This window comes from Fictibacillus sp. NPDC058756, assembly GCF_042746035.1.
Taxonomy (GTDB): Bacteria; Bacillota; Bacilli; order Bacillales; family Fictibacillaceae; genus Fictibacillus.
This window is the reverse complement of record NZ_JBHYPU010000001.1, coordinates 2,533,048-2,557,099: the sequence shown is the minus strand read 5'-3', so window position 1 is coordinate 2,557,099 and position 24,052 is coordinate 2,533,048. Positions and strand designations below refer to the sequence as shown.

The 24,052-nt window shown below is 40.0% G+C and carries 28 protein-coding genes; 18 read left to right on the top strand and 10 right to left on the bottom strand.

Going from position 1 to position 24,052, the window contains the following annotated elements; genetic code table 11:
• Nucleotides 1-56 precede the first annotated feature (56 nt).
• Nucleotides 57-428 (bottom strand): cyclic-phosphate processing receiver domain-containing protein, encoded by a 372-nt coding sequence (locus tag ACFW35_RS12985; protein WP_379846238.1) that lies wholly within the window; start codon nt 426-428, stop codon nt 57-59.
• A 384-nt stretch (nt 429-812) separates the two neighbouring features.
• Here ACFW35_RS12985 and ACFW35_RS12980 point away from each other — a divergent pair, with 384 nt between their 5' ends.
• The 12 genes from ACFW35_RS12980 (at nt 813) to ACFW35_RS12925 (ending at nt 7,291) form a co-directional block, all read left to right on the top strand.
• Complete coding sequence (locus ACFW35_RS12980; RefSeq protein WP_379846237.1) at nt 813-1,361, top strand: DUF3231 family protein; 549 nt, start codon at nt 813-815, stop codon at nt 1,359-1,361.
• Nucleotides 1,362-1,754: 393 nt separating this feature from the next.
• A complete protein-coding gene (locus ACFW35_RS12975; RefSeq protein ID WP_379846235.1) occupies nt 1,755-2,045 on the top strand; it encodes a GNAT family N-acetyltransferase in 291 nt (96 codons plus the stop codon).
• A gap of 23 nt (nt 2,046-2,068) precedes the next feature.
• Nucleotides 2,069-2,311, top strand: a complete 243-nt coding sequence (locus tag ACFW35_RS12970; protein WP_379846234.1) for a hypothetical protein — start codon at nt 2,069-2,071, stop codon at nt 2,309-2,311.
• 11 nt (nt 2,312-2,322) lie between these two features.
• A complete protein-coding gene (locus ACFW35_RS12965; RefSeq protein ID WP_379846232.1) occupies nt 2,323-2,541 on the top strand; it encodes a DUF3951 domain-containing protein in 219 nt (72 codons plus the stop codon).
• On the top strand, nt 2,525-3,088 hold the full coding sequence (locus ACFW35_RS12960; protein ID WP_379846231.1) for a GNAT family N-acetyltransferase: 564 nt from the start codon (nt 2,525-2,527) through the stop codon (nt 3,086-3,088). Before ACFW35_RS12965 ends, ACFW35_RS12960 begins: the two co-directional genes overlap by 17 nt.
• Nucleotides 3,089-3,091: 3 nt before the next feature.
• Nucleotides 3,092-3,475 carry a hypothetical protein gene (locus ACFW35_RS12955; RefSeq protein ID WP_379846229.1) on the top strand — a complete coding sequence of 128 codons (384 nt, stop codon included), beginning with the start codon at nt 3,092-3,094 and terminating at the stop codon, nt 3,473-3,475.
• Between the two features lie 45 nt (nt 3,476-3,520).
• Nucleotides 3,521-3,922, top strand: coding sequence for an NUDIX hydrolase (locus tag ACFW35_RS12950; protein WP_379846227.1), 402 nt, complete (start codon nt 3,521-3,523; stop codon nt 3,920-3,922).
• Between the two features lie 63 nt (nt 3,923-3,985).
• Nucleotides 3,986-4,150: a DUF3934 family protein gene (locus tag ACFW35_RS12945; RefSeq protein ID WP_379846225.1), complete on the top strand. Its 165-nt coding sequence runs from the start codon at nt 3,986-3,988 to the stop codon at nt 4,148-4,150.
• Between the two features lie 105 nt (nt 4,151-4,255).
• Entirely contained in the window at nt 4,256-4,657 is a 402-nt protein-coding gene (locus ACFW35_RS12940) for a hypothetical protein (protein ID WP_379846224.1), read from the top strand.
• A 53-nt stretch (nt 4,658-4,710) separates the two neighbouring features.
• Complete coding sequence (gene galE / locus ACFW35_RS12935; protein WP_379846222.1) at nt 4,711-5,721, top strand: UDP-glucose 4-epimerase GalE; 1,011 nt, start codon at nt 4,711-4,713, stop codon at nt 5,719-5,721.
• Between the two features lie 125 nt (nt 5,722-5,846).
• The gene (locus ACFW35_RS12930; RefSeq protein ID WP_379846221.1) at nt 5,847-6,575 is read left to right on the top strand and encodes a hypothetical protein; all 729 of its coding nucleotides are present in this window, start codon (nt 5,847-5,849) and stop codon (nt 6,573-6,575) included.
• Nucleotides 6,572-7,291, top strand: coding sequence for a hypothetical protein (locus ACFW35_RS12925; RefSeq protein WP_379846219.1), 720 nt, complete (start codon nt 6,572-6,574; stop codon nt 7,289-7,291). Before ACFW35_RS12930 ends, ACFW35_RS12925 begins: the two co-directional genes overlap by 4 nt.
• Nucleotides 7,292-7,344: 53 nt before the next feature.
• Here the strand turns inward: ACFW35_RS12925 and cphA are convergent, their stop codons facing one another.
• Nucleotides 7,345-9,975 carry a cyanophycin synthetase gene (gene cphA, locus ACFW35_RS12920; RefSeq protein ID WP_379846218.1) on the bottom strand — a complete coding sequence of 877 codons (2,631 nt, stop codon included), beginning with the start codon at nt 9,973-9,975 and terminating at the stop codon, nt 7,345-7,347.
• Between the two features lie 16 nt (nt 9,976-9,991).
• Nucleotides 9,992-10,786, bottom strand: a complete 795-nt coding sequence (locus ACFW35_RS12915) for a cyanophycinase (protein ID WP_379846216.1) — start codon at nt 10,784-10,786, stop codon at nt 9,992-9,994.
• Nucleotides 10,787-11,057: 271 nt separating this feature from the next.
• Between ACFW35_RS12915 and ACFW35_RS12910 the strand changes: the two genes are divergently transcribed.
• Entirely contained in the window at nt 11,058-11,552 is a 495-nt protein-coding gene (locus ACFW35_RS12910) for a competence protein ComK (protein ID WP_379846215.1), read from the top strand.
• Between the two features lie 185 nt (nt 11,553-11,737).
• Nucleotides 11,738-11,959, top strand: a complete 222-nt coding sequence (locus tag ACFW35_RS12905; RefSeq protein ID WP_379846213.1) for a hypothetical protein — start codon at nt 11,738-11,740, stop codon at nt 11,957-11,959.
• A gap of 258 nt (nt 11,960-12,217) precedes the next feature.
• Here the strand turns inward: ACFW35_RS12905 and ACFW35_RS12900 are convergent, their stop codons facing one another.
• From ACFW35_RS12900 to ACFW35_RS12885, 4 genes are all read right to left on the bottom strand, one after another.
• Nucleotides 12,218-13,657: a sodium:solute symporter gene (locus ACFW35_RS12900; protein ID WP_379846212.1), complete on the bottom strand. Its 1,440-nt coding sequence runs from the start codon at nt 13,655-13,657 to the stop codon at nt 12,218-12,220.
• A 35-nt stretch (nt 13,658-13,692) separates the two neighbouring features.
• Complete coding sequence (locus ACFW35_RS12895) at nt 13,693-15,033, bottom strand: aspartate aminotransferase family protein (RefSeq protein ID WP_379846210.1); 1,341 nt, start codon at nt 15,031-15,033, stop codon at nt 13,693-13,695.
• An 83-nt stretch (nt 15,034-15,116) separates the two neighbouring features.
• Entirely contained in the window at nt 15,117-16,493 is a 1,377-nt protein-coding gene (locus ACFW35_RS12890) for a sigma-54 interaction domain-containing protein (protein ID WP_379846209.1), read from the bottom strand.
• 157 nt (nt 16,494-16,650) lie between these two features.
• The gene (locus ACFW35_RS12885; protein ID WP_379846208.1) at nt 16,651-17,073 is read right to left on the bottom strand and encodes an organic hydroperoxide resistance protein; all 423 of its coding nucleotides are present in this window, start codon (nt 17,071-17,073) and stop codon (nt 16,651-16,653) included.
• 101 nt (nt 17,074-17,174) lie between these two features.
• Between ACFW35_RS12885 and ACFW35_RS12880 the strand changes: the two genes are divergently transcribed.
• A complete protein-coding gene (locus tag ACFW35_RS12880) occupies nt 17,175-17,669 on the top strand; it encodes a MarR family winged helix-turn-helix transcriptional regulator (protein WP_379846206.1) in 495 nt (164 codons plus the stop codon).
• A 245-nt stretch (nt 17,670-17,914) separates the two neighbouring features.
• Here the strand turns inward: ACFW35_RS12880 and ACFW35_RS12875 are convergent, their stop codons facing one another.
• The 3 genes from ACFW35_RS12875 to ACFW35_RS12865 form a co-directional block, all read right to left on the bottom strand.
• Entirely contained in the window at nt 17,915-18,691 is a 777-nt protein-coding gene (locus tag ACFW35_RS12875; protein WP_379846205.1) for an alpha/beta fold hydrolase, read from the bottom strand.
• A gap of 2 nt (nt 18,692-18,693) precedes the next feature.
• Nucleotides 18,694-19,344 (bottom strand): spore coat protein, encoded by a 651-nt coding sequence (locus ACFW35_RS12870; protein WP_379846203.1) that lies wholly within the window; start codon nt 19,342-19,344, stop codon nt 18,694-18,696.
• Nucleotides 19,345-19,470: 126 nt separating this feature from the next.
• Nucleotides 19,471-20,652: a DHH family phosphoesterase gene (locus ACFW35_RS12865; RefSeq protein WP_379846202.1), complete on the bottom strand. Its 1,182-nt coding sequence runs from the start codon at nt 20,650-20,652 to the stop codon at nt 19,471-19,473.
• A gap of 142 nt (nt 20,653-20,794) precedes the next feature.
• Between ACFW35_RS12865 and ACFW35_RS12860 the strand changes: the two genes are divergently transcribed.
• The 3 genes from ACFW35_RS12860 to ACFW35_RS12850 all read left to right on the top strand — a co-directional run bounded on the left by ACFW35_RS12860 (nt 20,795) and on the right by ACFW35_RS12850 (nt 23,848).
• Nucleotides 20,795-22,081: an MFS transporter gene (locus ACFW35_RS12860; protein WP_379846200.1), complete on the top strand. Its 1,287-nt coding sequence runs from the start codon at nt 20,795-20,797 to the stop codon at nt 22,079-22,081.
• 51 nt (nt 22,082-22,132) lie between these two features.
• Nucleotides 22,133-22,378, top strand: coding sequence for a hypothetical protein (locus ACFW35_RS12855; RefSeq protein WP_379846199.1), 246 nt, complete (start codon nt 22,133-22,135; stop codon nt 22,376-22,378).
• Nucleotides 22,379-22,687: 309 nt separating this feature from the next.
• Nucleotides 22,688-23,848: an acyl-CoA dehydrogenase family protein gene (locus ACFW35_RS12850; RefSeq protein WP_379846197.1), complete on the top strand. Its 1,161-nt coding sequence runs from the start codon at nt 22,688-22,690 to the stop codon at nt 23,846-23,848.
• The last annotated feature ends 204 nt before the right edge of the window (nt 23,849-24,052 follow it).

The following is a 24,052-nucleotide window of genomic DNA, read 5'->3' as shown; positions in this document are numbered from 1 at the left end:
CTGTGGCTGTTTCCTCAGTTTATATGTTTAAGCATTTGTGTAAAAGGGATTGTGAGTTACATGACGTCCATATAATGCTGCAGAACACGTGGCGGGATGAATTTGAGAGGCAAAGGTCGTAAGGACACGATAATGGTTGGCGGCATAATAAGATCTTTTTGTGCTTGTTTTAAGTGGTTATACATGCCTTTTCCGGCGACTGAATTGGCGGAGTGTATGGTAATACGGTTTGCGAAAAGTTTCTCGTCAATCATCATTTGAATGAGCATTGTACCATTTCTTGTTTTACTTATAAGGTCATGATCTAATGACAGATGTTCGATGTCGAAGTTTCGCAAGAGTTCCATGCATTCATCGATGGTTTCGACAAACACATAACCCTCTGGCGGACTCCGGTAGTCATCCATAAATACACTGATTTTCTCCATTTCTTGCACTCCCTTCGAAGAACGGAGGGTGACTAAGAAAAGTCGAAAGCCCTAAGTTTTTGTACTATAACTAGTATAACATACTTTTGGTATTAATGAAAAAGTCAATTGCCGGGAAGGTGTAACATTGAAATCTATTTTTTCTTGGCATATCAGTCCTTTTGTTTCTTGTAGCGGGATGTTAGAGCAAGGGTCTTTATACATTGAATAAATGTATAGGTGAGTAAACTGTGGAAACGGAATTATTAACACTAAAGCAATAAAAACAATAAGCGTACCTCTTCATGTACCCTTCGAACTATACATCTGATACATTTGCATAGTTTAAGCAAATCAGGAAATAATTCGTAATATCTTCAATTTATTAAAATAGGAGTTGATCTGATGCCTAACATTTTCGAAGCAATTATCGACTACATTAAAACCACGAATGATAATGAACCAAAACCTCGTCCGCACATTGGAGAGGCAATGGGATGCTGGCTTTATTTCACAGCTTTAGCAGAAGTAATACCTGCATTAGAAGCATCTCTAAACACGACAACTGATAATGAATTGATTAGTTTAATAAATAACTGTCTGGACCTTGCCCAACATCAACTAGATGTTCTAAGGAATTTCATGATTAATGAAGGTATCCCATTGTCCCAAGTGGCGGAATCAAAACCTAAATCCGATCCAAACAGTGTTCCACTAGGTGTAAAAGCAACTGATGAGGAAATTGCTAATTTGATTTCTATTAAAATAGCTGCAAATATTGTTATGTGCTCTACTAACATGAGTCAATGTATCCGAAATGATATTGGACTAATGTGGGCAAGATTTCATGCTGAGAAAATGATATTTGGAATGGAACTAAAAACTGCTATGAGAAAAAGAGGTTGGATTAAAGTTCCACCTTACTTTTATCCGCCAGGGGCACCTAGTAACTGATTTTTGGCACCACTTTTTCAGTTGCCTGTCTGTTTGTGGAGTAATCAGCGTTGATATATATAAATAAGCCAACTTATTCAAATACGAATAAGTTGGCTATTTGCATTGTTTTTTTGTTTTAAACGACAAAGAGAACCCTTTACTTTTTAATTGGTACGCTTATTAATCGCTATAGATATATTATGGCTTTTCAATTTATAAAAAGGAAATAAACAAATGCAATAGAAATATGTGGTAAACCCCAAAATGACAGAAGGTGAGCTCTGGATGATTCGACGTGCAATGATAGCAGATGCCAATGAGATTGCTAGACTTTGTTTGCTGCTTGGCAACCAAATTAGGGTTGAACAAGTAGAAGAACGACTTGAAAAGATTAATTAGGAGAAAGATAGTGTGATCTTTTTGTATGAAATGGAAAACTTGATCTGCGGCTGGGTGCATGTGTTTGGAAAATGTATCATTCAGTTGGAATATGCCGAAATTGGTGGATTAGTAGTTGATACAGAATATAGAGGAAAAGGAGTCGGTAAGAAGTTAATGAGAACAGCGGAGGAATGGGCAAAGGAAAAGGGATACCTTGAAGTTCGGCTCCGTTCAGGTGGTCATAGAAAAGAAGCCCATCAATTTAAAAGTATCGGTTATGAAAATATAAAATGGCAGGAAGTATTTAGTCATAAACTCTGACTATTTAAGAGGTGATTAACGAATTGGGGAATATCGATAAACGAAAACGGCTAGAAGAAGAGGTTTTTACTTATAGAGTCACGAAGAATAACATGGTCTTTATTGATTATCACGGCAAACAAGTAACAACCCTAAAGGGAGAGGAAGCGGAGAAAATCATCAAAAGAATTGAGCAAGCCGCAACCGACAACGAGGTGCAGTTGATTCTTGCTAAAGTGACAGGCAACTTTAAAAGAGGCAATGAAAAAGATTCTTCAAAAAAATAGGGGGCTGAGGTATGACGGTTGCTGGAATTATCTTTTATGCTGTAGTTTTTGGACTCATCCTCTACCGGATCATCGTTAAACGAAAGATGCCTTCCAATAAATACACACCATATGATGATATCACGATGGGAAGGCAAATTGATGTGATGAAAGACCAGCCGATCTACGATACAAAACATAAGATTGAATATAGAGAAGAAACGAGGAATGGAAATGAACCAAAGTATTGATATGAAGCAAAAGTTATCTGGACAGAACATTTATATTCGCTTACTTAATGTAGATGATGCTGAAGAACTGCTTCAGGTGCAGGTGGAAAACAAGGATTTCTTTGAGAAGTATGCGATGGAGCGTGCTAAAGATTTCTATACGCTTGAAACTCATCGGAAAAGACTTCAAATGTTCGCTGAAAATGCTAAACAAGATCTCGATTACTTTTTTGGTATTTTTACAAATGAAGATCATTTGATTGGTACGATTAATTTGTTTGCAGTTATGCGCGGATCCATTCAAAGTGCGTTTGTCGGTTATTTTTTAGATAAGAGGCACAATGGAAAAGGCTATACAACTGAAGCGGTAAAGCTGATCGTGAAGTATGCTTTCGAGGAATTGAAGCTGCACAGGGTTGAAGCAGGAGTCATGCCTCGTAACATTGGGTCCATTCGTGTCTTAGAAAAAGCAGGCTTCGAAAAAGAAGGGCTTGCCCGTAAAAATGTGAAGATCAACGGAAAGTGGGAAGATCATCAGCAGATGGCGATTATTAACCCGGCAGATTAATCTATGAAAAAGTGGTTTGTAATGTTATTTGTGTTGATAAGTTTAGTTGGATGTAATAATGAAAAACTAGTTCGAGTGGATTACCAAATCGGTGAAGATCATTCCGGAGAACATATGATAACGGAAGAAGATCGGATTCAAACAATTTCCTCTATCTTTAGACAAGTAAAATGGGAAAACGCCAAAGTCCAGATGGTCAGAAAAGAAGACATGATGCTTACATTTTTCTACCAATATAATCCGAACGAGCCCGAAAGATTAGAGGAGTATAAGATTTGGTTTAATAAGGATCGAGTAGCGGAAATCGTTGATTCAAACAAACATAAGTATGGGAAGCTGGACCAAGCTGATGCCGAGAAGTTAAGGGCATCCATTACAAAAAAATGAGTTAACCGAGCAATTTCTCAGTTTACACCAAGAGGAGGTACCGCCATGACTAGTGTAGGCGTTTTCGCTGCTATATTTGATCAACACAACCGCATCCTGCTTGTTAAGATCAAATATGGATCGTGCAATTGGACACTGCCTGGAGGTTATCTTGAAGCAAACGAATCGCCTATTGATGGTGTTAAGCGGGAGGTCTTTGAAGAAACGGGGTATAATGTAGACGTTTCTCATCTAATCTCGATCTATTCTGCACCAATAAAGAACGATCTTGTGCTTTTATTTCGAGCCATTAAAACCGGACAAGAAAATTGGACTACAAATGATGAAATTGAGGAAATCGGCTTCTTTCCCAGAGAACAATTACCACATCAGCTCCACGCCTGGAATCGTAGACGAATTGACGATGCTTATCAAAATCTGAAAAGTAACCTATGTATATTTGAATGACCTGTAGTAAAAACCACATTTCTGCTCTATACTGTGTAATAGAATGTGCATGGAGTGATTATGATGAGTAAAGCAAAAGCTAATAGCAAGAAAAAGAGTGGAGTAGGTCAGGGAACTGGCAAAAAGGGCTGGAACCGCTGGAAATCAAGCAGCAAGAAAAAAGGTCCAAAACCGTATGTAAGTAAAGGTACGAAAAAGATAGATAAAGATCAGGAACAAAACGATTAATAGGAGCCAGCTCACCATAAAAGTGAGTTGGCTTTTTCATTTGGTATATTTCCTCCCGAGCCACAATAAAATGAACTATCTCATGGTATTGGGGGAGGACGAGCAGTGTCTGTAAACAAAACGGATTACACGATATCTGAAGATCTTGTCATTAAATACAACACGCTAAGTGCCAAGAAGAAAGAGCTCGAAAAGGAACTGGATGAACTGAAGAAAGTCTTTCATATTTATTTCGATAAGCTTGTGGGTCCGAACGAAAAAGGCGAGGTTACCGTCAACAACTACAAATTGCAAAGACAAATTCGAAAGTCGGAAAAGTTTAATGATGAGAAGACGGTCCACCGGCTAACCGAACTCAACATGACCGATTTGATTCATCATGTTCCAAAACCTGATGAAGAAAAAGTGAAGTCTGCCCTCACGCTTGGATTAATAAAAGAAGAAGACTTGGAAGGCTGTCTCATTAAGAGTGCTTCACAAGCGATTGTTGTTAAAACACTTAAATAAAAGAGGACTTGTATCAAAAAGTCACCCTATTTGTTATGGAGAGTGATAGTGAAATGACAATTTTAGTAACGGGCGGAGCAGGGTACATCGGCAGTCACACGGTTCTATACCTGAAAGAAAAAGGTGAATCTGTTGTTGTGCTGGATAATCTATTAACTGGTCATCGGCAATCGGTTTTAAACAACGTTCCTTTTTATATGGGAAGCTTACATGACGAGCAGCTGCTGAGCTACATTTGCCAAAATCACAAGATTGAAGCGGTGATCCATTTTGCGGCTAATTCCCTTGTGGGTGAAAGCATGAAAGATCCACTATCCTATTATGAAAACAATGTGGCTGGAACACTTTCACTGCTGAAAGTGTTGAACAAAAACAATGTAAAAAAACTCGTATTTTCTTCAACCGCGGCAATTTACGGTGAACCGAAGCACGTTTCGATTCAAGAAGAGGACCCTGCAATCCCGACAAATCCTTATGGTGAAACTAAACTTGCGATAGAGAAAATGCTCTATTGGGCGGAAAAAGCACAGGGCATAAAGTCGATCTCACTCCGCTACTTTAATGCAGCCGGTGCAGACCCTGAAGGACGTATTGGGGAAGAACACCATCCTGAAACGCATCTGATTCCGATTGTTTTGCAAGCGGCATTAGGGCAACGGAACAAAGTAAATGTATTTGGCGACGACTATCCTACACCAGATGGCACATGTATCCGGGATTATGTTCATGTTATGGATCTAGCGGATGCTCATTATTGTGCTCTAAACAAAATCAGAAACGAAAATGAAGGCGGCGTCTACAACCTGGGCAATGGAAAAGGCTTTTCAGTAAAGGAAGTAATTGAAACGTGTCGGGAAGTTACGCAGTGTGAAATCAAAGTGGAAACATCTTCAAGAAGACCAGGGGATCCTGCAGTGCTTGTTGCTTACTCACAAAAAGCACGTGATGAACTGCAGTGGGCTCCTAAATATCCAGATCTAAGAGACATCGTAACTCATGCTTGGAGCTATCACGCAAAACAAGCGAATCAAAATAAAAAAAGGAATGTACATTTAATAAAGTAGATGAAAGCAGCCCATTAAAAATTGGGCTGTTTTTTTCATGGGAGCATGGAAGTTCATTTGTTCATATGCAATAATTGGTAGTGCATACATAGTTTAGTATATAGATAGTTTTTAAGAAAAAAGGGGTGCTGATCATCAAGTTTTATTTCGTAAACCATTTTCCGTCAATGTTGATGGATATCCTGGCTTTTATCGTGATTGGGGTTCTTGCTTATCGCATCTATAAAAAGCAAAAGGAGAAACCGAAGAAAGAGAAAGCATTTATTGTAATAATCGTTGGCCTTTTTTCATTTTCTATTACAATGCCTGGCTTTGATGCTTTCGTTAAGATTCCAATCCTTCCGCTTGGCGTTTGGATTTTGTATTTTATCTACAGAAACAAGGTTGAGAAGTGGGTAAAGTACAGACGTTTTGCGTGGCTGGGGTTCATCGCGAACTTCATCTTTCTCGCGGCAACATTTATGTCAATACCGATTCAGAACACACTATATCCAGAAAATGAAATCACGACTTATATAGCGAATAAGGAAAATATTCAATTGATCAAACTTCATCCATCGGCGAGGGACGCGGAAATTAAAAAAGAAGTATTAAATAAACAACTAAGTAACATGAACCGAAAGACCATTGACAGTGATGAGTGGTATCAACAGATTGAAATTATTGATGTGCCTAATGAACGTGTTGAAAGATTTCCTTATCAGCTAGCTGGTACAAAACCTAAATGGGGAAGTGCTTTAAACAACACCGTTTATATTGAGAAGGACGGGAAAGGTTTATTGATCACAACACCAGAAAAACAAATCTATTACCGCTCTGAAGAAACTTTACTATCAGAGGGGGTTACAAAATGAATAAAAAGTATGGGTTCATTTTCATATCCCTATTAATTATTGCAGCGGCTTACTTGTTTTATTTTGCACAGCCACGGGCACTCCCAGAAAACAACGAACTCCTTCAAAAAATAAACAGCACTCTTCTAAATACCGGTGCAGTAAAGGTTCAAGATACTATTTTTGTTGATGATCGCCATGTATTTGTGCCGTTTATCACGAAGAACAACGAGTATGGAAAAAGCTTCTGGATATGGGATAAATATAAATGGAATGTTACTTCGATACAGACGGGCGGACAGCCGAGTATATGGAAGATTAATAAAGAAGATCCTACTTCATACCGTGTTGTTTGGAACATTCATCCTGATGATAACTTGAAATCTATGAAACTCTATTTGGCAAGAGATAGAAACTACCATATTACAGGGGACATTGATATTTATCAGCCAGGTGTACTATTGGAAAAAGAAATAAGTTTGGAAACTTTATATGGCTCTAGTATTTTGCCGCATGACTGGGTATCGTTTATGAATTCCGTATTGAAATTGGAGTTGGATAAACCATATGTGAACAACTTTGAACTGGAGCAAACCATGTACTTTGGTTGGAATAATGGAAAGAAGTATGATGAAAATGATTATCCAAGATTGACTCAAAATGGAAGTGGCAGTCAAAATGAGGATCTGTTTTATGTCAGATATTTTGATGACCATGACCTCGGCGAGGCTCAATAAAAAACAGTGCATCTCCCTTGCTCAGGGATGGATGCACTGTTTTTCTTTTTCTATTATTCTGCTTTCAGTAAGACGGAAACAGATTCAGAGTTTTTGATTTTTTGCAGAACTCCTTGAATGGATGGATACTCGTCGTACAGGAATACGAGTGTATCGCCGGGCTGTGATCGCTCCCATGCCTGGAGCATCGCTTCAGGTTCTTTCGGATAAACATGAACAGCTGTTTTATTTTTTGATTCCTTTACACCGGTGTAGAGAAGATGAACCGTTTCGCCAGGTGTGCGTCCTCTTAGATTCACATCTTCTTTAATGATTAAAATATCCGAATGGGTGCCAAAGATGCGGCCCATTTCTTGAATGTTATGGTCCTGTCTATCTCCCGCTGCTGATCCAACCGTAATCACACGACCGCCATTTCTCAGCTGATCCACGGTTTCAAACAAAGCTTTAAGCCCTGCTGGGTTGTGAGCGTAATCTACCACAATCGTCCGGCCATGGATGTTCTCCACGTTAAAGCGCCCGCGGTTTTGGTTCTCAGTCGGAAGGAACGTAATCACTTTGCTGCGCAGTTCAGATAAAGGGCGTCCTAATGAATGAGCAGCAGCAAGTGCTCCAAGTACGTTCGCAACATTATGGCGGGCTGCACCATTAATCGTTAACGGGATATGGGAAACAGGAAGGAATCTTTCTGCCTTGCCGTTCTCACTGAACATTACCCAGTCATTTTCGAGATACCATACTTTTGCGCCGTTCTTTAGTCCCTTCTGGATCTCGGGATTCATGACGGACAGCGAGAAGAAGACGACTTCACCGTTCGTGTGCTGTGCCATGTCCACACAACGTGGATCATCGGCATTCAACACGCATGTGCCTTCAGGCAGTACTACTTCAGCCACGGTTTGTTTTAATCTTTTCAGATCGTCTAATGTTTCGACGCCATTTAAGCCAAGATGATCTTCACTCACGTTTGTTACGATGCCAACATCACAATAACGGAAAGCAAGACCTTCACGAAGCATGCCTCCGCGGGCTGTTTCAAGTACCGCAACATCAACGGCGGGGTGTGACAACACTTTGCGGGCACTTCTCGGTCCGCTGCAGTCGCCGGAATCCAGCTGCTGATCGCCGACCCATACTCCATCAGAGCATGTAAATCCGACTGTTATATTTTCTTTTTGTAAAAGGTGCGCAACTAATCGGGAAGTTGTCGTTTTCCCGTTCGTTCCAGTTACCGCCACGACAGGAATCGCGGATTCTTCACGGGAAGAGAACAAATAATCAACGATTGCCCCGCCGGCATCTCGACTTTTTCCTTTTGAAGGGTAGAGGTGCATGCGGATACCTGGAGCCGCGTTTACTTCTAAAATAGCAGCTTCCCCTTCTACAAAAGGAACAGTTATATCTGTCGAAAGGATATCGATCCCGGCAATATCAAGACCTACCGCAGTTGCAGCTTCAATGGCCATTTTACGGTAAGAAGGGTGAACTTCATCTGTTACATCAAACGCAGATCCACCTGTTGAAAGATTTGCGTTTCCAAGCACTTCGAGGGCTTGTCCTTTTTTCAAAACGGATTGCAGGGAGTAGCCGCATTTTTCTAAATGCACGACTGTACGTTCATCCAGCGGAATCTTGCTCATCGCTTTTTCATGACCATCGCCCCGTAATGGATCCAGGTTTTCTTCATCAATTAAATCACCGATTGTTTTGTAGCCGTCTCCCGTCACGATAGGGGGGAGTCGCAGGCTCGCAGCAACCAATTCACCGTTTACTACAAAAAAGCGGTAGTCATTGCCAGAATAATAACGTTCGAGAATGTACTGCGTTCCCTCACTGTACACAACCCGAAAAGCTGCTAACAGATCTTCATCATTTTGTATGTCGGTCACGATATTTTGACCTTGCCGGCCGTTAAGCGGTTTGATTACAAGGGGATAACCGATCTTCTCAGCTGCCTGAAGAAGTTCATATTCATTGGACACAACATCGCCCACTGGAACAGGAAGACCCGCGCCTTTTAATAATGTTTTCGTCATATCTTTATCACACGAATTTTCAACGGCAAGATAAGAGGTCTGACTAGAAATCGTCGCTTGCACGGATTTTTGTTTTTTTCCGGTTCCAAGTCTTAAGTAACTGTTTGTTCCGATTCGTTCCACTGGGATCTTGCGGCTTCGAGCTGCATGGTAGATCGCTTCTGTACTCGGACCTAATTTATGCAGATGATAAAGGTCAGAAGTGTGCTTTATATAGGACTCTGCGCTGATTTCATTTCCTTCAAGAATAGCCGTTGCGATTTCAATCGCTGCTTCAAACGCATAATAGCCTGACTTCGGTTCTACATAATCATACGTAACAAAGTAGATTCCTTTTCGCTCACTAGTAATCGTCTTGCCTCGTTTGACTTTAATACCAGCAAGATGCTGAATCTCTAACGCAATATGTTCTAAAATATGTCCCATCCACGTTCCTTCATGAAGACGTTCCACAAATCCGCCCGCGTAGCCTCTCGAACATGTGTGAGTATGAAGGGAAGGGATGACTTTTAATAATTTATCTGTAAAACCCGGTAATAGGTTGGACGGTTTTTCTTCAAATTCTTCTATATCAAGCTCAATCCAGATGGTTGGTTTGAAGCTGTAAAGATTAGGTCCCGTTAAATAATTCACGCGATTGATTTTCATTTATTACGCTCGCTCCTTAAGAGATGATTAATTCTCGTTTGTGTAAATTGAAAACCGCGCCCGCACCCAATGTATGGAAGCGGATATCGGAAATCGTCATGTTTCCTTTGTTCTCAGCAACATCTACATAAGTTGATGTTTTGCCGTCGAAGATGCTGACGTTGTATTCGCCGATTACTTCAAATTGCTCGCCTTCGTTATGTACCCAGATTGCCGTGTTTTCATCGATTCCGATGCCAATGATCTGAGGATTTAACGCGATGGCGCGCATCAGCCTGCTGAAACGGTCGCGCTGGGAAAAATGCTGGTCAATGATCACGTCTTCTAAGAAGCCGAAGCCTGAGCCCATTTCTAGAACAGAAACGTCCTCTTTTTCAAAAAGCTTGGATGAGATAATCATCAATCTGCTCATAACAGCTGCACCAGCGCTCGTTCCGCCGATGGTTAACCCGCCGTTCCATTCCTGAAAAAGGTGTTTGTAAAAAGTGGTGCCGCCAAGAATACTTGTCAGTCTCAGCTGATCTCCGCCTGTCATGAACAAACCGGAAAGAGTTGAGAGCTGCATGGGCAATTCAGGATCTTCCGCTTTTTCACGGGAATCCAAATGGAAAAGCAGTGGCTTTGTGCCATGTAATTTGTGAAACAGTTCATGATATTCGCTGCCTACTTCTTCCGGATAGCCGGATGCTGTTGTCAGAATCCCGATTGGACCTGGACGGTTCTTACATAAAGCAGCATACCTGGAGAGGATCATTTTCTTATCGCTTTTGTCTTCATTGCCACCAATGATCAACAGATCACCTTTTGCCATCTTTCATCAGCCTCTTTGATAAATGTAGTAGTTGGAAATATAGGTCGAAATTAGCAAGGAATTTCGCCCTGTTATGTATACCACCAATCGTCATCGTTCAAACCAATCTGTGGAAATTTTTTACTGAATATTTAAATTATTAAAATTTTTGTAAAAATAGCTAGAATCCTGTCAAAAGACTTAGTATAATTTACCTATTGGGAGTTTTTTGCTTTCAAAATAATGAAAAGGAGAGAAGGTAGAACAAAACAGAAAATAGGAGGATGTATAGATGGAAAAAACAATGCTTCTAGGTTCCTACGAAATTAACACAAGCACGATGGCACTCTTGCCGTTTTACAATGAGTTCGGAGTAGTTCATACCGAAATATTGGAATCAGAAAAGAATGAAAGAGTCGCACTCAGTCCGATAAAAATCATTAATGAAAGCTGTTTGTTCTTCGGCTCCAGTTACGAAGGCAGGAGAGAAGCGGTCCGCCGTTCTATGGGCTATGTGAGTTTATCCCCAATCATGATCAACCTCGAATTAGGCATTTTCTTTTTTCCCGTAGAATCACCAAAAAACGAAACGTGCATCTGGTTATCACAGTCACATGTGCAGCGAATAGAAGCTGTTGATTCCGACACATGCAGCGTCCACTTTAAGAACACCGCAAATTTGATCTTACCCCAATCGAAACATGCATTAGAGGCAAAACTATTCCGCACCGCACAATACCGATATATATTAAGTGAACGAGTGAGTGAAAGAAATACCAGATATTAATTGTTAACGCCTGATGCGAAAGAATTCGCACGGGCGTTATTTTATGGAACTTTCTTCCTCTTGGGTCGATTGTATTAAAAAGCGGGAGGGAAATGTATGAGAAATATAATGATTTCTGTAATCGCATTGATCATCATGTTAGGGATCAATTGGACTAGCGAGTGTTTTTGGCTGGAATTTTATCCTTGTTTGTTGGGTTAGCATGCACCCTAATCATACGATATTTTACTTCGACCGGCGGTTTGACTTCCAACATGGTTCGTGTACAAACTCAGGCTATAACTGGCATTAAAGTAGAAGAAGAGAAACAGGCATTTAAACCGACTTATGCTTATTACACAGCCCTGGTTTATACGGCAGCATCGTTTATCGGCATTATTGTTTATTATAGGGAATATTTTTTATAAGTGTTAAGTAACCTTTACTCTTTTATTTTTCGTCTGCCGATTGGTGCGAAAATCTTTTCAGCAAAAGAAAGAGACGACGTTTTGCTGGCAGAATACGAAGGAAAGTTATTGAAATATTTGGGGGCAAGTGAAGGTTACACGCTTCGTTGACAAGATGATAGTAATACCTGGAGCAGATATCAACCACTTCTAATTGCAACAAAGTATAAGAAAACAACCAAAAAAAGAAACCTTCCAGACTGGAAGGTTTCATTATTGTTACGCTTGTTTTCGTGCTTCCTCTTCATCCACGTCCTCTTCATCCTCGTCGAACGGCACATCAAATTCAGAAGCAGGTCCTGTGAACAATGAAATACCTACCAAACTTATAAGACCAGCCGTCATACCATATAGAATAGGATTTGTTGCAGTCAGTCCTTCCAAAAAGAGCCCCACTAATACAACAACTGTTGAGATTAAGATCGAATAAAATCCAGAACTTGGTGTTGCTCTTTTCCAAAAGAAAGTCATGACGAGCGGAACAAATATGGCTCCAGAAAGAATGGCATAGGCAACATCAAGCGCCACCAATACGTCTTGAATCCAGATGGAAAACGTAATCGCTATCAATCCAATAAAGAGGGTAGTTATTCTGGATGCTGTTATAAGTTGACGATCTGTTGAGTTCTTTAAAAAGTACTGTTTTAAGATATCATTTGTAATTAATGTTGATGAAGCAAGCAATGATCCGGATGCTGTTGACATTAGAGCAGAACAGACGCTTGCGAGAACAAGACCTAAAATCCCCGTTGGAAGAATGGTAAGAGCCATCTCAGCAAACGTATTTTGAGGATTCTCTAAGTTAGGAAGTGCAATGAATGCACACATCCCGATGATACTCCCAGCAATCGCATATGCAAAACTATATACTCCTGCAAAAATAGAACCGTTTCTTGCTATTTTACTAGATTTAGCTGTAAATACACGCTGCCAAATATCTTGGGAAACAACCATTCCAAGTGCAAACAGCAGGAAATATTGAAAAATTTGCTGATAGCCGATGGTAGTAAAATCTAAATGAGTTTCAGGTAACGTGGATAATAGATTTCCTAAACCGTCTACTTTTGAAAGACTCATAGGCAGCATGATAAAGAAGATTCCAGCCGTCATCACGACAAATTGAATAATGTCTGTAACTGTAACACTCCACATTCCGCCAAGAATCGTGTAAAAGAGGACGATACTACCACCAACAAGCATAGAGGTTGTAATGCTCCAGCCTAATAGTACGTTAATGATCGTACCCATTCCAATCACTTGAGTGACGGCAATCATAAGCGTATAGATTGAAGCAACAATAGCACTTAACAGACGTGTTTCTGATTTATACCTTTTACCCAAAAGTTCACTGATCGTCGTAACTTTTAACGAATTAATCTTTTTAATAAAAATAGTACCTAAAAGAATAATGCCTAAACCAATCATAGATACAAACCAAATACCCGAAATCCCAAATTGATAGCCAAGTTTTGTCGTTCCGATAGTTGCAGCTCCACCTAAAATAACAGCCGATAAACAACCTAGATACATGAACATTCCGAGATTTCGACCTGCTAGATTAAAGTCTTCGGATGTCTTTGCCTTCGTTGAACCGATAACGCCAGCCCCGATCAATACTGCGAAATACAAAAGAATAATAACGGTATCAAGTGCTTGCATGTTAAAAAACCTCCTTTTTTATAGAAAGATTGAAGTCATACCTTTTGATAGCTTCCGCTTAACTGCATGTGAAGTTCATTCTGATATTCTAAAACTGCTTCTTCTAAAACAGACAAGCCGTGATCGATTTGTTCTTTATTAACCGTTAGAGGAGGAATCATCCGAATCACTTCTCCATGGTTTCCGCATAAGTAGAAAAGCACTCCTTTTTCTAAGCATTTGTCTAGGATGGTCATTAAACCGTTTCCGTCAGGCTTTCCAGTCAAAGGATCAACGATTTGGATGCCAATCATGAGACCAAGGGCTCTGATACTCCCGATAACAGGAGATTCTTGCTGTAAGACTTTCAGCCGTTCGTAAGCATATGCCCCCATGTTTTTCGAGTTCTCAACAAGCTTTTCTTCTTTTAAAACAGCAATCGTAGCAAGTGCCGCTTCACAAGCGATCGGATTTCCTCCGAAAGTTGTTCCATGGCTTCCTAACGGCCATTGCTTCATCAGTTCTTTAGAAGCGACAGTAGCACTTAAAGGCAGTCCGGATGCAATCCCTTTTGCGATCGCCATAATATCAGGTGTGACATCAAAAGTCTGTGCTGCAAACCACTCACCAGTGCGTCCGAATCCCGTTTGGACTTCATCAAAAATGAGCAGGATGCCGTGTCTATCGCAAATCTCTCTCATTTTTTTTAGCCATCCACTTGGAGGTACGATATAGCCTCCCTCACCAAGAACAGGCTCTACAATCATGCATGCTACTTCCTCTGGTGTTACTTGATGATTAAATAAGGTTTCAAAATCCTTCTCCAGTTTTTCAATCACATACGTTTCAGGATCCATGCCAGTTGGACAACCCTTAACATCCGCATAGGGAACTTGATAGGCAAGACCATTTGGCTGGAGAAATTTCCGATATTTACTTTTGGAAGTTGTAACACTTAATGCACCTAGCGATCTGCCATGGAAACAGCCGATAAAGGAAACGACATACGGACGTTTTGTTACATGCTTGGCTAGTTTGATCGCTCCCTCAATTGCCTCTGTACCACTGTTAGCAAAGAAGAAACAATCGAGATCACCAGGTAAAACTTTTGCCAATTCCTTTGAAAGCTTCAAGATTGATTCATACATGATGACACCTGAAGGGCCATGCATGAGATGGTCAGCACCATTTTTAATCGCTTGTACGACTTTCGGATGACGATGGCCCGTGTTAGCTGTTGCGATACCAGAAGTGAAATCAAGATATTGCTTTCCGTCCAATCCGTAGTAATAACAGCCTTCCGCTTTTACTACAGGTAGGTTTGGATGATCCTTAGCCATACTGGGGGCTAATAGATCGGGCATTTCCGTTACAAGATGACTCCAGTTTGTTGACACAAAATGACCTCCTTGGATATTCAATCTCTAGTTGAATAAAAAATATCTATACAGAATATCCATGCAAGTTTTGTGCCAAAATGTTAATAAATTCTATACTTTTTTAATTTTCTAACAATTGAAGGTTGACTTGTCCCAAGTGCATCTGCCATACGTATTGTCGTTATGTATTTTTTTCTCGCTTTTAATAAAATTTGTTTTTCCGTTTCTTCCAATAGTTCTTTCAATGTTTTATCGCTAATAAATGAAGGCGGAGAAAGGGTAGGACCTTCCTTTAAATGGTCTGGAAGCTGTTCTACTGTAATAAGGGTTGAAGGTGAGAGAACGACTAATCTTTCCATAATATTAATAAGTTCCCGCACATTGCCTTTCCATTCGTAATGCAACAAGTGGTGCACGACCGCTTCATCTAATTTCTTTTCGCGATTATACTTCTCTTCAAATTGCTGCAGCAACAAATGTATAAGAGGTACAATGTCTTCTGTTCGTTTTCGGAGAGGAGGGATTGTTACAGGAACAACGTTTAATCGAAAATATAGATCTTCCCGGAACCTTTTCTCTTGAATAGCAGTATTCAAATCTTTATTCGTCGCAGAGATCAAACGGAAATCCACTTTGATTGGCTTGGTTCCACCTACACGATAAAACTGCTTTTCCTGAATTACTTTTAACACTTTTACTTGATGATGCAGCGGCAATTCACCTATTTCATCTAAAAAGAGTGTTCCGCCATTAGAGAGTTCGATCAACCCTAACTTTCCTTTTTGATGTGCACCTGTAAATGCACCGGGTTCGTAGCCGAATAATTCAGCTTCAAACAAGGAATCTGGAATGGCACCGCAGTTTACCTCAATGAACGGCCCTTTGTTTCGCTGACTTTTATTATGTATGAATTTTGCAAGAAGTGATTTTCCGACACCAGATTCTCCAAGAATCAGCGCATTCACATCGACTACAGATAATTGAAGTGCTGTATTGATTACCTTTTTCATATCTTCACTGTTTGCTATGATTCCAGCATCCATTAGCTGCTTACTTCTCAACAGATCCAATTCGCTTTTGACACGTTCCATTTCTTCTTCCATTGTAATTAAAAAATCTTTGTATTCTGCTAGTTCAGTAATATCATGCGAATAACTGACAATCCTGTAAAGCTCACCTTTTTCGTTATACACGGGGATGCCTGTTACGAGCAGTTTTTTTCCTTTATTCGTTGTTTGGACAAAGGTGATCTTCTTATTTTCCTTTACTACCATAGGGGTTAGTATCGGGGTAAATAATCCTTGTCTTTCAAGATCATATACAGATTTTCCGATCAGGCTCTCAGAATCCACACCGTAAATCTTACCTGTAACTTCGCTGACTTTTAGAATAATTCCATCTAAGTTTGTTACTAAAATATCGTCTTTTAATGAATGAAGAATTTGTTCGTTTTCATTCCATGTAGAAGAAGAGGTCAAAATAATCATCCCTTTCGATTATTAGTAGCGATTTTATTATACAATTCTGAATAATTATTCGTTTTTGAATAATTATAGCTTAGAGAGTGCCTTCTGGATACGGGTCAAATGAAATTTTTCCATAAAAAAAGGACCAACAATGTGGTCCATAATTTTATTACAATACTTCTGTATTTAATTCTACTTCTATATTTCCTTTTGTTGCCTTTGAGTAAGGGCAAACGCCATGTGCTGTTTGAACAAGTTCTTGAGCTTCCTCTTCTGATACTCCGCTGACCCCTACATGAAGCACGACTCCCAGCTTAAAGCCGCCATCTGTATCTTTACCGATTGAAACTTCAGCAGTCACTTTGGATTCAATCCGTTTTTTTGATTGTCTCGCTACAAGGTTCAAAGCGGAGTCAAAACAAGCTGCATAACCAGCAGCAAATAATTGTTCAGGATTGGTTGCACTCTCGTCTCCAGATCCACCAAGTCCTTTTGGAATGGCTAACTTGTGGCTTAATACACCATCATTACTTTTAACCGTTCCCGCTCTTCCGCCTTCAGCTGTTGCTTTTGCTGTATATAACTTTTCCATATTGAATAACACTCCTTTTATTTGTGTAAAATTTAATTGTGCACAATTAAATAATAGAAGCTAACTATAATAATGTCAAACAATTAAATTGTGCAAAATTAATGTATAATAAAAAAGAAGCGATGAAGGAAGGAAAGGAATCGATTATGGAAGATCAAAATCCCTTGTTATTAGAAAGCCAAATTTGCTTTAAAATTTATACTCTTGAACGTGAAATCACGAAACTGTACAGAAAATTGTTAGAAGATCTGGATATGACGTATCCTCAATATTTGGTCATGCTGCTGCTCTGGGAAAAAGATGCGATGACCGTTAAAGAAATAGGAAAACGATTGTTTTTGGATTCGGGCACCTTAACACCGATGCTGAAACGAATGGAGACCAATGGAATTATTGAAAGAAAACGGTCAGCTAAAGACGAGAGAAGTGTGATTATTTCTTTAACCAATAAAGGTAAAGAACTAAAAGAACAAGCAGAATGCATTCCTTCTAAATTAGTGGAAGACATGTCGATGGATAATGGGGAATTAACGATGTTGAATAAAACGCTGACAAATATGCTCTACAGGCTGCAAGGGCAGACCACTAGTAATTAACAAATCTTTAAACACTTAGATCAATATTAAAAAAGGTGCACAAAGAATTATAAAAATCTTTCAGGATAACGATGTAGATCCTTTAGGTTTAGGGGCAAAATATGAAGCTCATTATCGGGATTTTAAATTAAAAGAATAGGAAGCTTTGTATCCCGATGTTAAAGTTAACGTCAATGTGGACCTTAACATTAACCATACAGGTATTATTGAATAAAAAGTAAGAACTTTCCGAGCGGAAAGTTCTTTTAATTTGCTGCTAAGCTCATGATAAATTCATTAATGTACTGATTCAGCTCATCAGCAGCTTTTGTTGGTATCTGGTGCTTTACATTATCAACGATTTTTAATTCATCGTGTTTCAATTTTTTATGCAATATCTTGGCATATGGATGAAACTGGCGGTCTTTCTTCCCGTAAACGAGAAGAATTGGCAGATCAATGTTCGAGAGTTGATCTGTGCAATTGTATTCTGCACTGTAAGCATAATACTGCTCGATATTTATTGCATTACCTTTCATTGATGATGTAAATAGCAGTCGGAACATCTCGCTGTTATTTGAGTTCGTCTTGGAAACTGATAATGCAATAAGCGGTACGGCATCCTGGGCAGCAAGAGATCTCCCTAGCTCAATTTTATCTTTTAAGACACCATGTGCTTCAGACATGCCGCTTATGATGATCCCGCCAAGAGCTCGATCTGGCAGTGTAAGTAAGAACTCCAAGACAATAGAACCGCCGGTCGAATATCCACTTACATAGGCTTTATCAATACCGAGATGATCCAGGAGCTGTTTAATATCCTCTACAATTAGTGGATACGTAAGAGGAGAACTTGAATAATAACTTTTGCCATGGCCTCTAATATCAAAAGTGATTACCTTATATATTTTTGATAATTCATCTTCCTGATAAGTGAAGTTTTCAGATGTAAGCAGGGGAGGGTGGATAAAGATGATGGGCACCCCGTCTCCTTTAACACGATAAGATAAAGAAACGCCATCTGCTGTTTCAAAGTAAGCCATTTTTAATGAGGCATATTCCTAGGATTGTTTTGCTGTGGAGCTTGAGCATAACTTTGAAGCATCGCAGTCATATCTTGATCTTTCAATTGCGGAACCTGATAATATCCATGTTTATTTTGATATAAAAAGATCTCGTAACTCATTTCAATAAAGTTTGGAACACTATCTGCGACAACACGGCGTAATACAGGGTTGGTCATCTCAAGTGCTGTCATGGCTAATAGCGTAGCTAATGACTTTGTGTTTCCTAACATGTACGCAGATAATCCTTTGTCTGAAAGATCGTTCACAGATTGATTTGGCTTTTTCGGAGCTCCCGGCTTAATGCCATAAACAACATTGTTATCCTGGTTCATTTTGTATTGCTGAGTCGCAACTTTTGGGTCTTGTCCAGTACTGAAGCAATCAACGATTGTATTGTACATTTGAGTTACAAATGCGGACTGCCGGTGGTTGATATCTTTTAAGATCGGGTCCTTAATGTGCTGATCATACATTTGATATTGATCAAGCATGCTGATGATACCAGCAATGACTTCATGCGCATCAAACAACTCGTGGCCGCCATGGTTTTTATTCATAGCTTGATTTCCCATCATATTTTGCGGCATTTGAGTTCCGTTTTGCATTTGATTTTGATCTTGATTATGCATAGGGATTTCCTCCTAATATTTTTATTACGTCATTAGGATACCTAGTTTCAGATCAATCATGTGTACAAATCAAAAAAACTGGCTCATTTTGGTTGGATTTACAACCTTTTTGAGCCAGTCTTTGTTTTAATTATTGTTTACTTCATCATCACGCATCAGCCAGCCTTCAAAATGGCGTTTCACATAGTTTTCAGCTGATTGGAAACTATCAAACGTTTCATCGACTGGATGGGTTTTATGTGTGATCAGCCAAGTTTCGTTATCATCTGAGTAGATCTTTGAAACATCCTGGTATTTATTCACGTACATGGTTCCATCAGGGTTTTCTTTAACGTTTTGTTCGTTCTTCGGTGCATCAATTCTGCGCGGCTGTTCCTGGAAAGCTGCTACAACAAACTTCTCAAATGCTTCTGGTGTCATTGTTCCTCCAGATGCTTTAGGATGTCCGCCGCCGCCATACTGCTTCGCGTAAATCGAGCAATCCACTTCTTCATGAATGGTACGCAGTCCAATCCGTTTGTTTGCGATGTTCAAGATTACAATTAGATCTAAGTGAGGATTCTCACGGTTGATCTCGTTGCCGAGTTCTGAATGATAACGTTCAGCATGAAGAATACCGATCTTGTACGTCTTCTCCTCAGATCCTTCACCTAGGGACCAAGTGTCCCAAATCTCAACCATTTGCCGCTGCTTTTTCTTAATGTAATCAGCGATGTTTTCTTCTTCTAGATCAAGAATCGTTGTTTCCGTTTCAGAGAACTCGAATGAATCACCTTTTAGGCGGTCCATGATCTGTTCCTCAAACTTATCTGGAGGAAGTATGAAAAATAAGTCGTTTAGACGTTTCGCTTCGACCTTTTGATCAAACCATTCCCACGTGTCATAAAGTCTGACCAGCTCTACATATTCTTTTAGAGCTCCTGTGTCTTTCAGCTTGCCGTTCTCCAATAAATATTCATAAAAAAGAGAAGTTGCACAAGTCAGGCGATCATCATCATAGCGAACTTGCACATGGCCCCAGTCAAATCCGTTAAAGTGAAGTGCTGTTGCATGGTGGTCGATCAGTTTAACTTTTCCACCAGCATTGGAACGTTCGTCCAGACGCATCATTAATTCTTCGTTTACAGCGATATCTGTAATAATAATTTCTGTTTTTCGTTCTTTTGGGTTATCCAGAAGCTGTTCCACACGGTCGTTGATCGTTCCATGTGAACAATAAGAAATTTTGCAGTTGTCTCCAAAAGCTAGCTGTGCCAGGTAACCGCACGATTTACCGTCTAAATCATTGTGTGAAAATAAATGAATCATGTTAGTATCCTCTCTATTTTGCTCTCTGTCTAGAGTATCGTCATAATGCGGAAAGTTCAACCTAAAAAAACATTTACAAAAGATGGAATTAGGTAGAAAATGGTAGTAGAACATTGTTACATACAAAAATGGGGGTTTTTAAATGAAGGATTTTCTGAAAATATTTCAGAACCGAAACTTCAGTAAGCTTTTTTTAGCTGGATTTACATCAATGATGGGAAGCATCATCGGTGTTACAGCATTTATGTTTTATTTGCTGGATAAGTTTAGCGAACAGCCGTTTTATGCGACGCTGGCAGAGTTGATGTATTCACTGCCTACATTAGCAGTCTTTTTTATTGTTGGTGTGCTTGCTGACAGAATGGACCGTCAGAAGATCGCTTTATATTGTGACTGGATTTGCGCTGTCCTTTGTTTGGCATTAATGGGTGCAATCTGGCTGGATTGGATGCCGTTAATATTTGCAATTCTATTTTTGAGGAGTGCCGTCGGCAAGTTCTTCTTCCCAGCGGACCAAGCCATGGTACAAGGAATCTTATCCAAAGATGAATATGCGATTGCTGCAGGATTGAATCAGATGGTTGGAAGCATGTTCATGCTTTTTGGAAACATGCTGGCGATCTTTATTTACTGGAGTGTCGGTATTCAAGGAGCTATCGCATTTGACCTTGTTACATATGTGGTTTCCGCATTATTGATCATGAGTATGAAAGTGAATGAAAAAGTACGTTTGCCGAATGGAAAACATAAGTTTAAAGATATTAATATCGGGATGGTATGGAAAGACTTTGGTGCAGGCTTCGCCTATATAAAAAATTCTAAATTGCTGATGTCTTTAATTTTTGGTTTTTTCTTGTTCGGTGTAGTAAATGGCGGTTTATCGGTCATGCCAGCATTTATCATGAAATACAAACTTGCCCCTGAAAATTATGAGCAAATGATGATGTGGATGGGTGTTGTGTTTGGTGTGTCAGTCCTAGCTGGAAGTGTAATTTGTTCGATGCTTGCTAAGAAGATAAAGCTCTCAACGGCGATTATTATTGGTCTTTTTGCAAGTGGTTTAGCAATAGGTCTTTGTGCCTTAGCTGAGAACATTTGGGTTTTCTTTATTTTTACCGCTCTAATGGGGCTTGGTATCCCGCTTGTAAACATCGGTTTAGGTGGATGGCTGCCAAAAATCGTGAACCCAAAGATGATGGGACGTGTTCAAGGTGCAATCACACCGATTAATATGCTTTCACATACGGTAACACTTGCGTTGATCGCTGCGTTCTTCCCAAAATTTTTATCAGTTGAAGCGCTGTTCTGGGTAGTAGGTGGAGCACTTTTCATTGTTGGACTGTTCTATATGTTCACATTGCCTAAATACGATGTTGAAGAAACAGAAGAAACAACTGATATGGATCTGAAAGAAAAAGTACCAGTGTAAAGCTGGTGAAAGTAACGAACCCCTTATATAATGAAAGGCGGAGGGGAAGTTATGGCATTATTTCAAAGTATTCTATTCTGGTTTTTTATTATATTGCCTATCGTTCTTTTTATCGTGGCCATCGCCAGAACATCATGGGTGTTGATGCTCGTGAACTTGTTATTAACACTGCCGCTAGTTTGGTTTGTAGGCTGGATTACGGAAAGATATGGTGCAGTTTTTGTTGTAATAGCTATTCATCTCATCACAGGTGTTTGGCTGTGGGTGAAAAGGCAGCGGATGGATTTTAGATATTAGTATGGAAAGGTTTCTGCAGACTTTGTTGTATGCAGAGCCTTTTTTATTTTAGAAAAACGACCGGCTGGGGTGGCCGGTCTCGCTGGTGGGGAGGTTAGGCGTTGGAATATCTAACCTATAATCAGAATAACACGAACAAGTGTTCTTGTAAATGATTTTACATTTTTAATTTAGCAAGCATTCAGGAATGTGTCAGGATGATGTCAAAGGGGAATTATGGGTCATATACCTTGCCGATTTTTATGTAAAAGGCATACACTATATTTTAAAACATAGTGTTCTGATTTGTTAGGAAGGGATTGTCGTTTTGTGAACTATTTATACGATGCATATATCAAAAATGAAACGCAGCAGAATTGGTTTAAGAAAATAGATGCTTTGGCAAAAAAGTTTGCTGAGAGAGCCGATAAACATGATCGCGAAGGCAGTTTTCCGTTTGAGAACGTTAAGGAGCTTAAAGAGGCTGGATATCTTTCGCTAACGATTCCGAAAGAGTTTGGCGGAGAAGGGTTGAGTCTGTATGAGTTTGTTCTTCTGCAGGAAAGAATTGCAGCAGGAGATGCAGCAACAGCATTATGTCTCGGATGGCATCTTGGCAGTTTTCTTGAACTAGCCGAAGAGCGGACGTGGAACGAAGAGATGTTCCGTTCGTTATGCGAAAAAGTGGTGGGAGATCAAGCTCTTGTGAATCGTGCTGCATCTGAACCTGCCACTGGCAGCCCAACACGCGGCGGGATGCCGCAAACAAAAGCAGTGAAGCAAGGTGAAGACTGGGTGATCAATGGCACTAAGACTTTCACATCAATGGCGCCGGCGCTAGATTATGCCATTGTTTCTAGCCAAATCGGGGATACGGGAAAAAAAGGAAACTTCTTAATTGATATGAAGCAAGATGGAGTAACTATAGAAGAGACTTGGGATACAGTCGCCATGCGGGGAACCCGAAGCGATGACCTCGTGATGAAGGATGTAACCGTAAGCGGTGAGGCTCTTGTTGAAGAAGAACGCGGAAAACTGGACCTTCCAAAAGCGTGGCTGCTTCATATTCCTGCCTGCTATCTTGGGGTAGCAGTGGCGGCAAGAAATGAAGCCGTTAATTTCGCAAAAAGCTATAAACCGAATAGTTTGCCAGGAGCGATTGCTGAGGTCCCTGAAGTTCAACGCAAGATCGGTGAAATGGAACTTGAATTATTTAAAGCCCGAGAGCTTTTATATACAACCGCTGCAAAATGGGTGAATGAACCAGATTCCAGGATGGAAATGGGACCTTCACTAATGGCTGTTAAGCATGTGGCAACAAACTCGGCTGCAAAAGTTGTAGATCTCGCGATGCGGATTGTTGGAGCAAGAAGCTTGGCGATGTCGAGTCCGTTGCAGCGTCATTACCGGGATGTACGTGCAGGACTTCATAATCCGCCGATGGACGATATGGTGATCAGTGCACTGGCGAAGAGAGCTTTAAATGAGTAGCTGTCCATCTAACCAAAATTTTAAAAGCCTTTCAGCTCAAAACCGAGCTGGAGGGCTTTATTAGTGGTGAGAGGGTATTATAAGTGCGGGATATGTCGAGGAATGTAAACTCGAGGATAAACAGCAAAAACTTTTTGATTGAGGCTTTCCTATTAGAAATTGAAAAATCCCTTCTGAAAATAATCAGAAGGGACATCCTCATTA

Excerpts from the sequence above, each read along its gene's own strand:
- galE (WP_379846222.1), top strand. The coding sequence starts at position 4,711 with ATGACAATTTTAGTAACGGGCGGAGCAGGGTACATCGGCAGTCACACG.
- ACFW35_RS12865 (WP_379846202.1), bottom strand. The coding sequence starts at position 20,652 with ATGATTCATTTATTTTCACACAATGATTTAGACGGTAAATCGTGCGGT.
- ACFW35_RS12915 (WP_379846216.1), bottom strand. The coding sequence starts at position 10,786 with ATGGCAAAAGGTGATCTGTTGATCATTGGTGGCAATGAAGACAAAAGC.
- ACFW35_RS12860 (WP_379846200.1), top strand. The coding sequence starts at position 20,795 with ATGAAGGATTTTCTGAAAATATTTCAGAACCGAAACTTCAGTAAGCTT.
- ACFW35_RS12925 (WP_379846219.1), top strand. The coding sequence starts at position 6,572 with ATGAATAAAAAGTATGGGTTCATTTTCATATCCCTATTAATTATTGCA.
- cphA (WP_379846218.1), bottom strand. The coding sequence starts at position 9,975 with ATGAAAATCAATCGCGTGAATTATTTAACGGGACCTAATCTTTACAGC.
- ACFW35_RS12980 (WP_379846237.1), top strand. The coding sequence starts at position 813 with ATGCCTAACATTTTCGAAGCAATTATCGACTACATTAAAACCACGAAT.
- ACFW35_RS12965 (WP_379846232.1), top strand. The coding sequence starts at position 2,323 with ATGACGGTTGCTGGAATTATCTTTTATGCTGTAGTTTTTGGACTCATC.
- ACFW35_RS12985 (WP_379846238.1), bottom strand. The coding sequence starts at position 428 with ATGGAGAAAATCAGTGTATTTATGGATGACTACCGGAGTCCGCCAGAG.
- ACFW35_RS12955 (WP_379846229.1), top strand. The coding sequence starts at position 3,092 with ATGAAAAAGTGGTTTGTAATGTTATTTGTGTTGATAAGTTTAGTTGGA.
- ACFW35_RS12885 (WP_379846208.1), bottom strand. The coding sequence starts at position 17,073 with ATGGAAAAGTTATATACAGCAAAAGCAACAGCTGAAGGCGGAAGAGCG.
- ACFW35_RS12880 (WP_379846206.1), top strand. The coding sequence starts at position 17,175 with ATGTATAATAAAAAAGAAGCGATGAAGGAAGGAAAGGAATCGATTATG.
- ACFW35_RS12910 (WP_379846215.1), top strand. The coding sequence starts at position 11,058 with ATGGAAAAAACAATGCTTCTAGGTTCCTACGAAATTAACACAAGCACG.
- ACFW35_RS12870 (WP_379846203.1), bottom strand. The coding sequence starts at position 19,344 with ATGCATAATCAAGATCAAAATCAAATGCAAAACGGAACTCAAATGCCG.
- ACFW35_RS12855 (WP_379846199.1), top strand. The coding sequence starts at position 22,133 with ATGGCATTATTTCAAAGTATTCTATTCTGGTTTTTTATTATATTGCCT.
- ACFW35_RS12950 (WP_379846227.1), top strand. The coding sequence starts at position 3,521 with ATGACTAGTGTAGGCGTTTTCGCTGCTATATTTGATCAACACAACCGC.
- ACFW35_RS12875 (WP_379846205.1), bottom strand. The coding sequence starts at position 18,691 with ATGGCTTACTTTGAAACAGCAGATGGCGTTTCTTTATCTTATCGTGTT.
- ACFW35_RS12960 (WP_379846231.1), top strand. The coding sequence starts at position 2,525 with ATGAACCAAAGTATTGATATGAAGCAAAAGTTATCTGGACAGAACATT.
- ACFW35_RS12900 (WP_379846212.1), bottom strand. The coding sequence starts at position 13,657 with ATGCAAGCACTTGATACCGTTATTATTCTTTTGTATTTCGCAGTATTG.
- ACFW35_RS12945 (WP_379846225.1), top strand. The coding sequence starts at position 3,986 with ATGAGTAAAGCAAAAGCTAATAGCAAGAAAAAGAGTGGAGTAGGTCAG.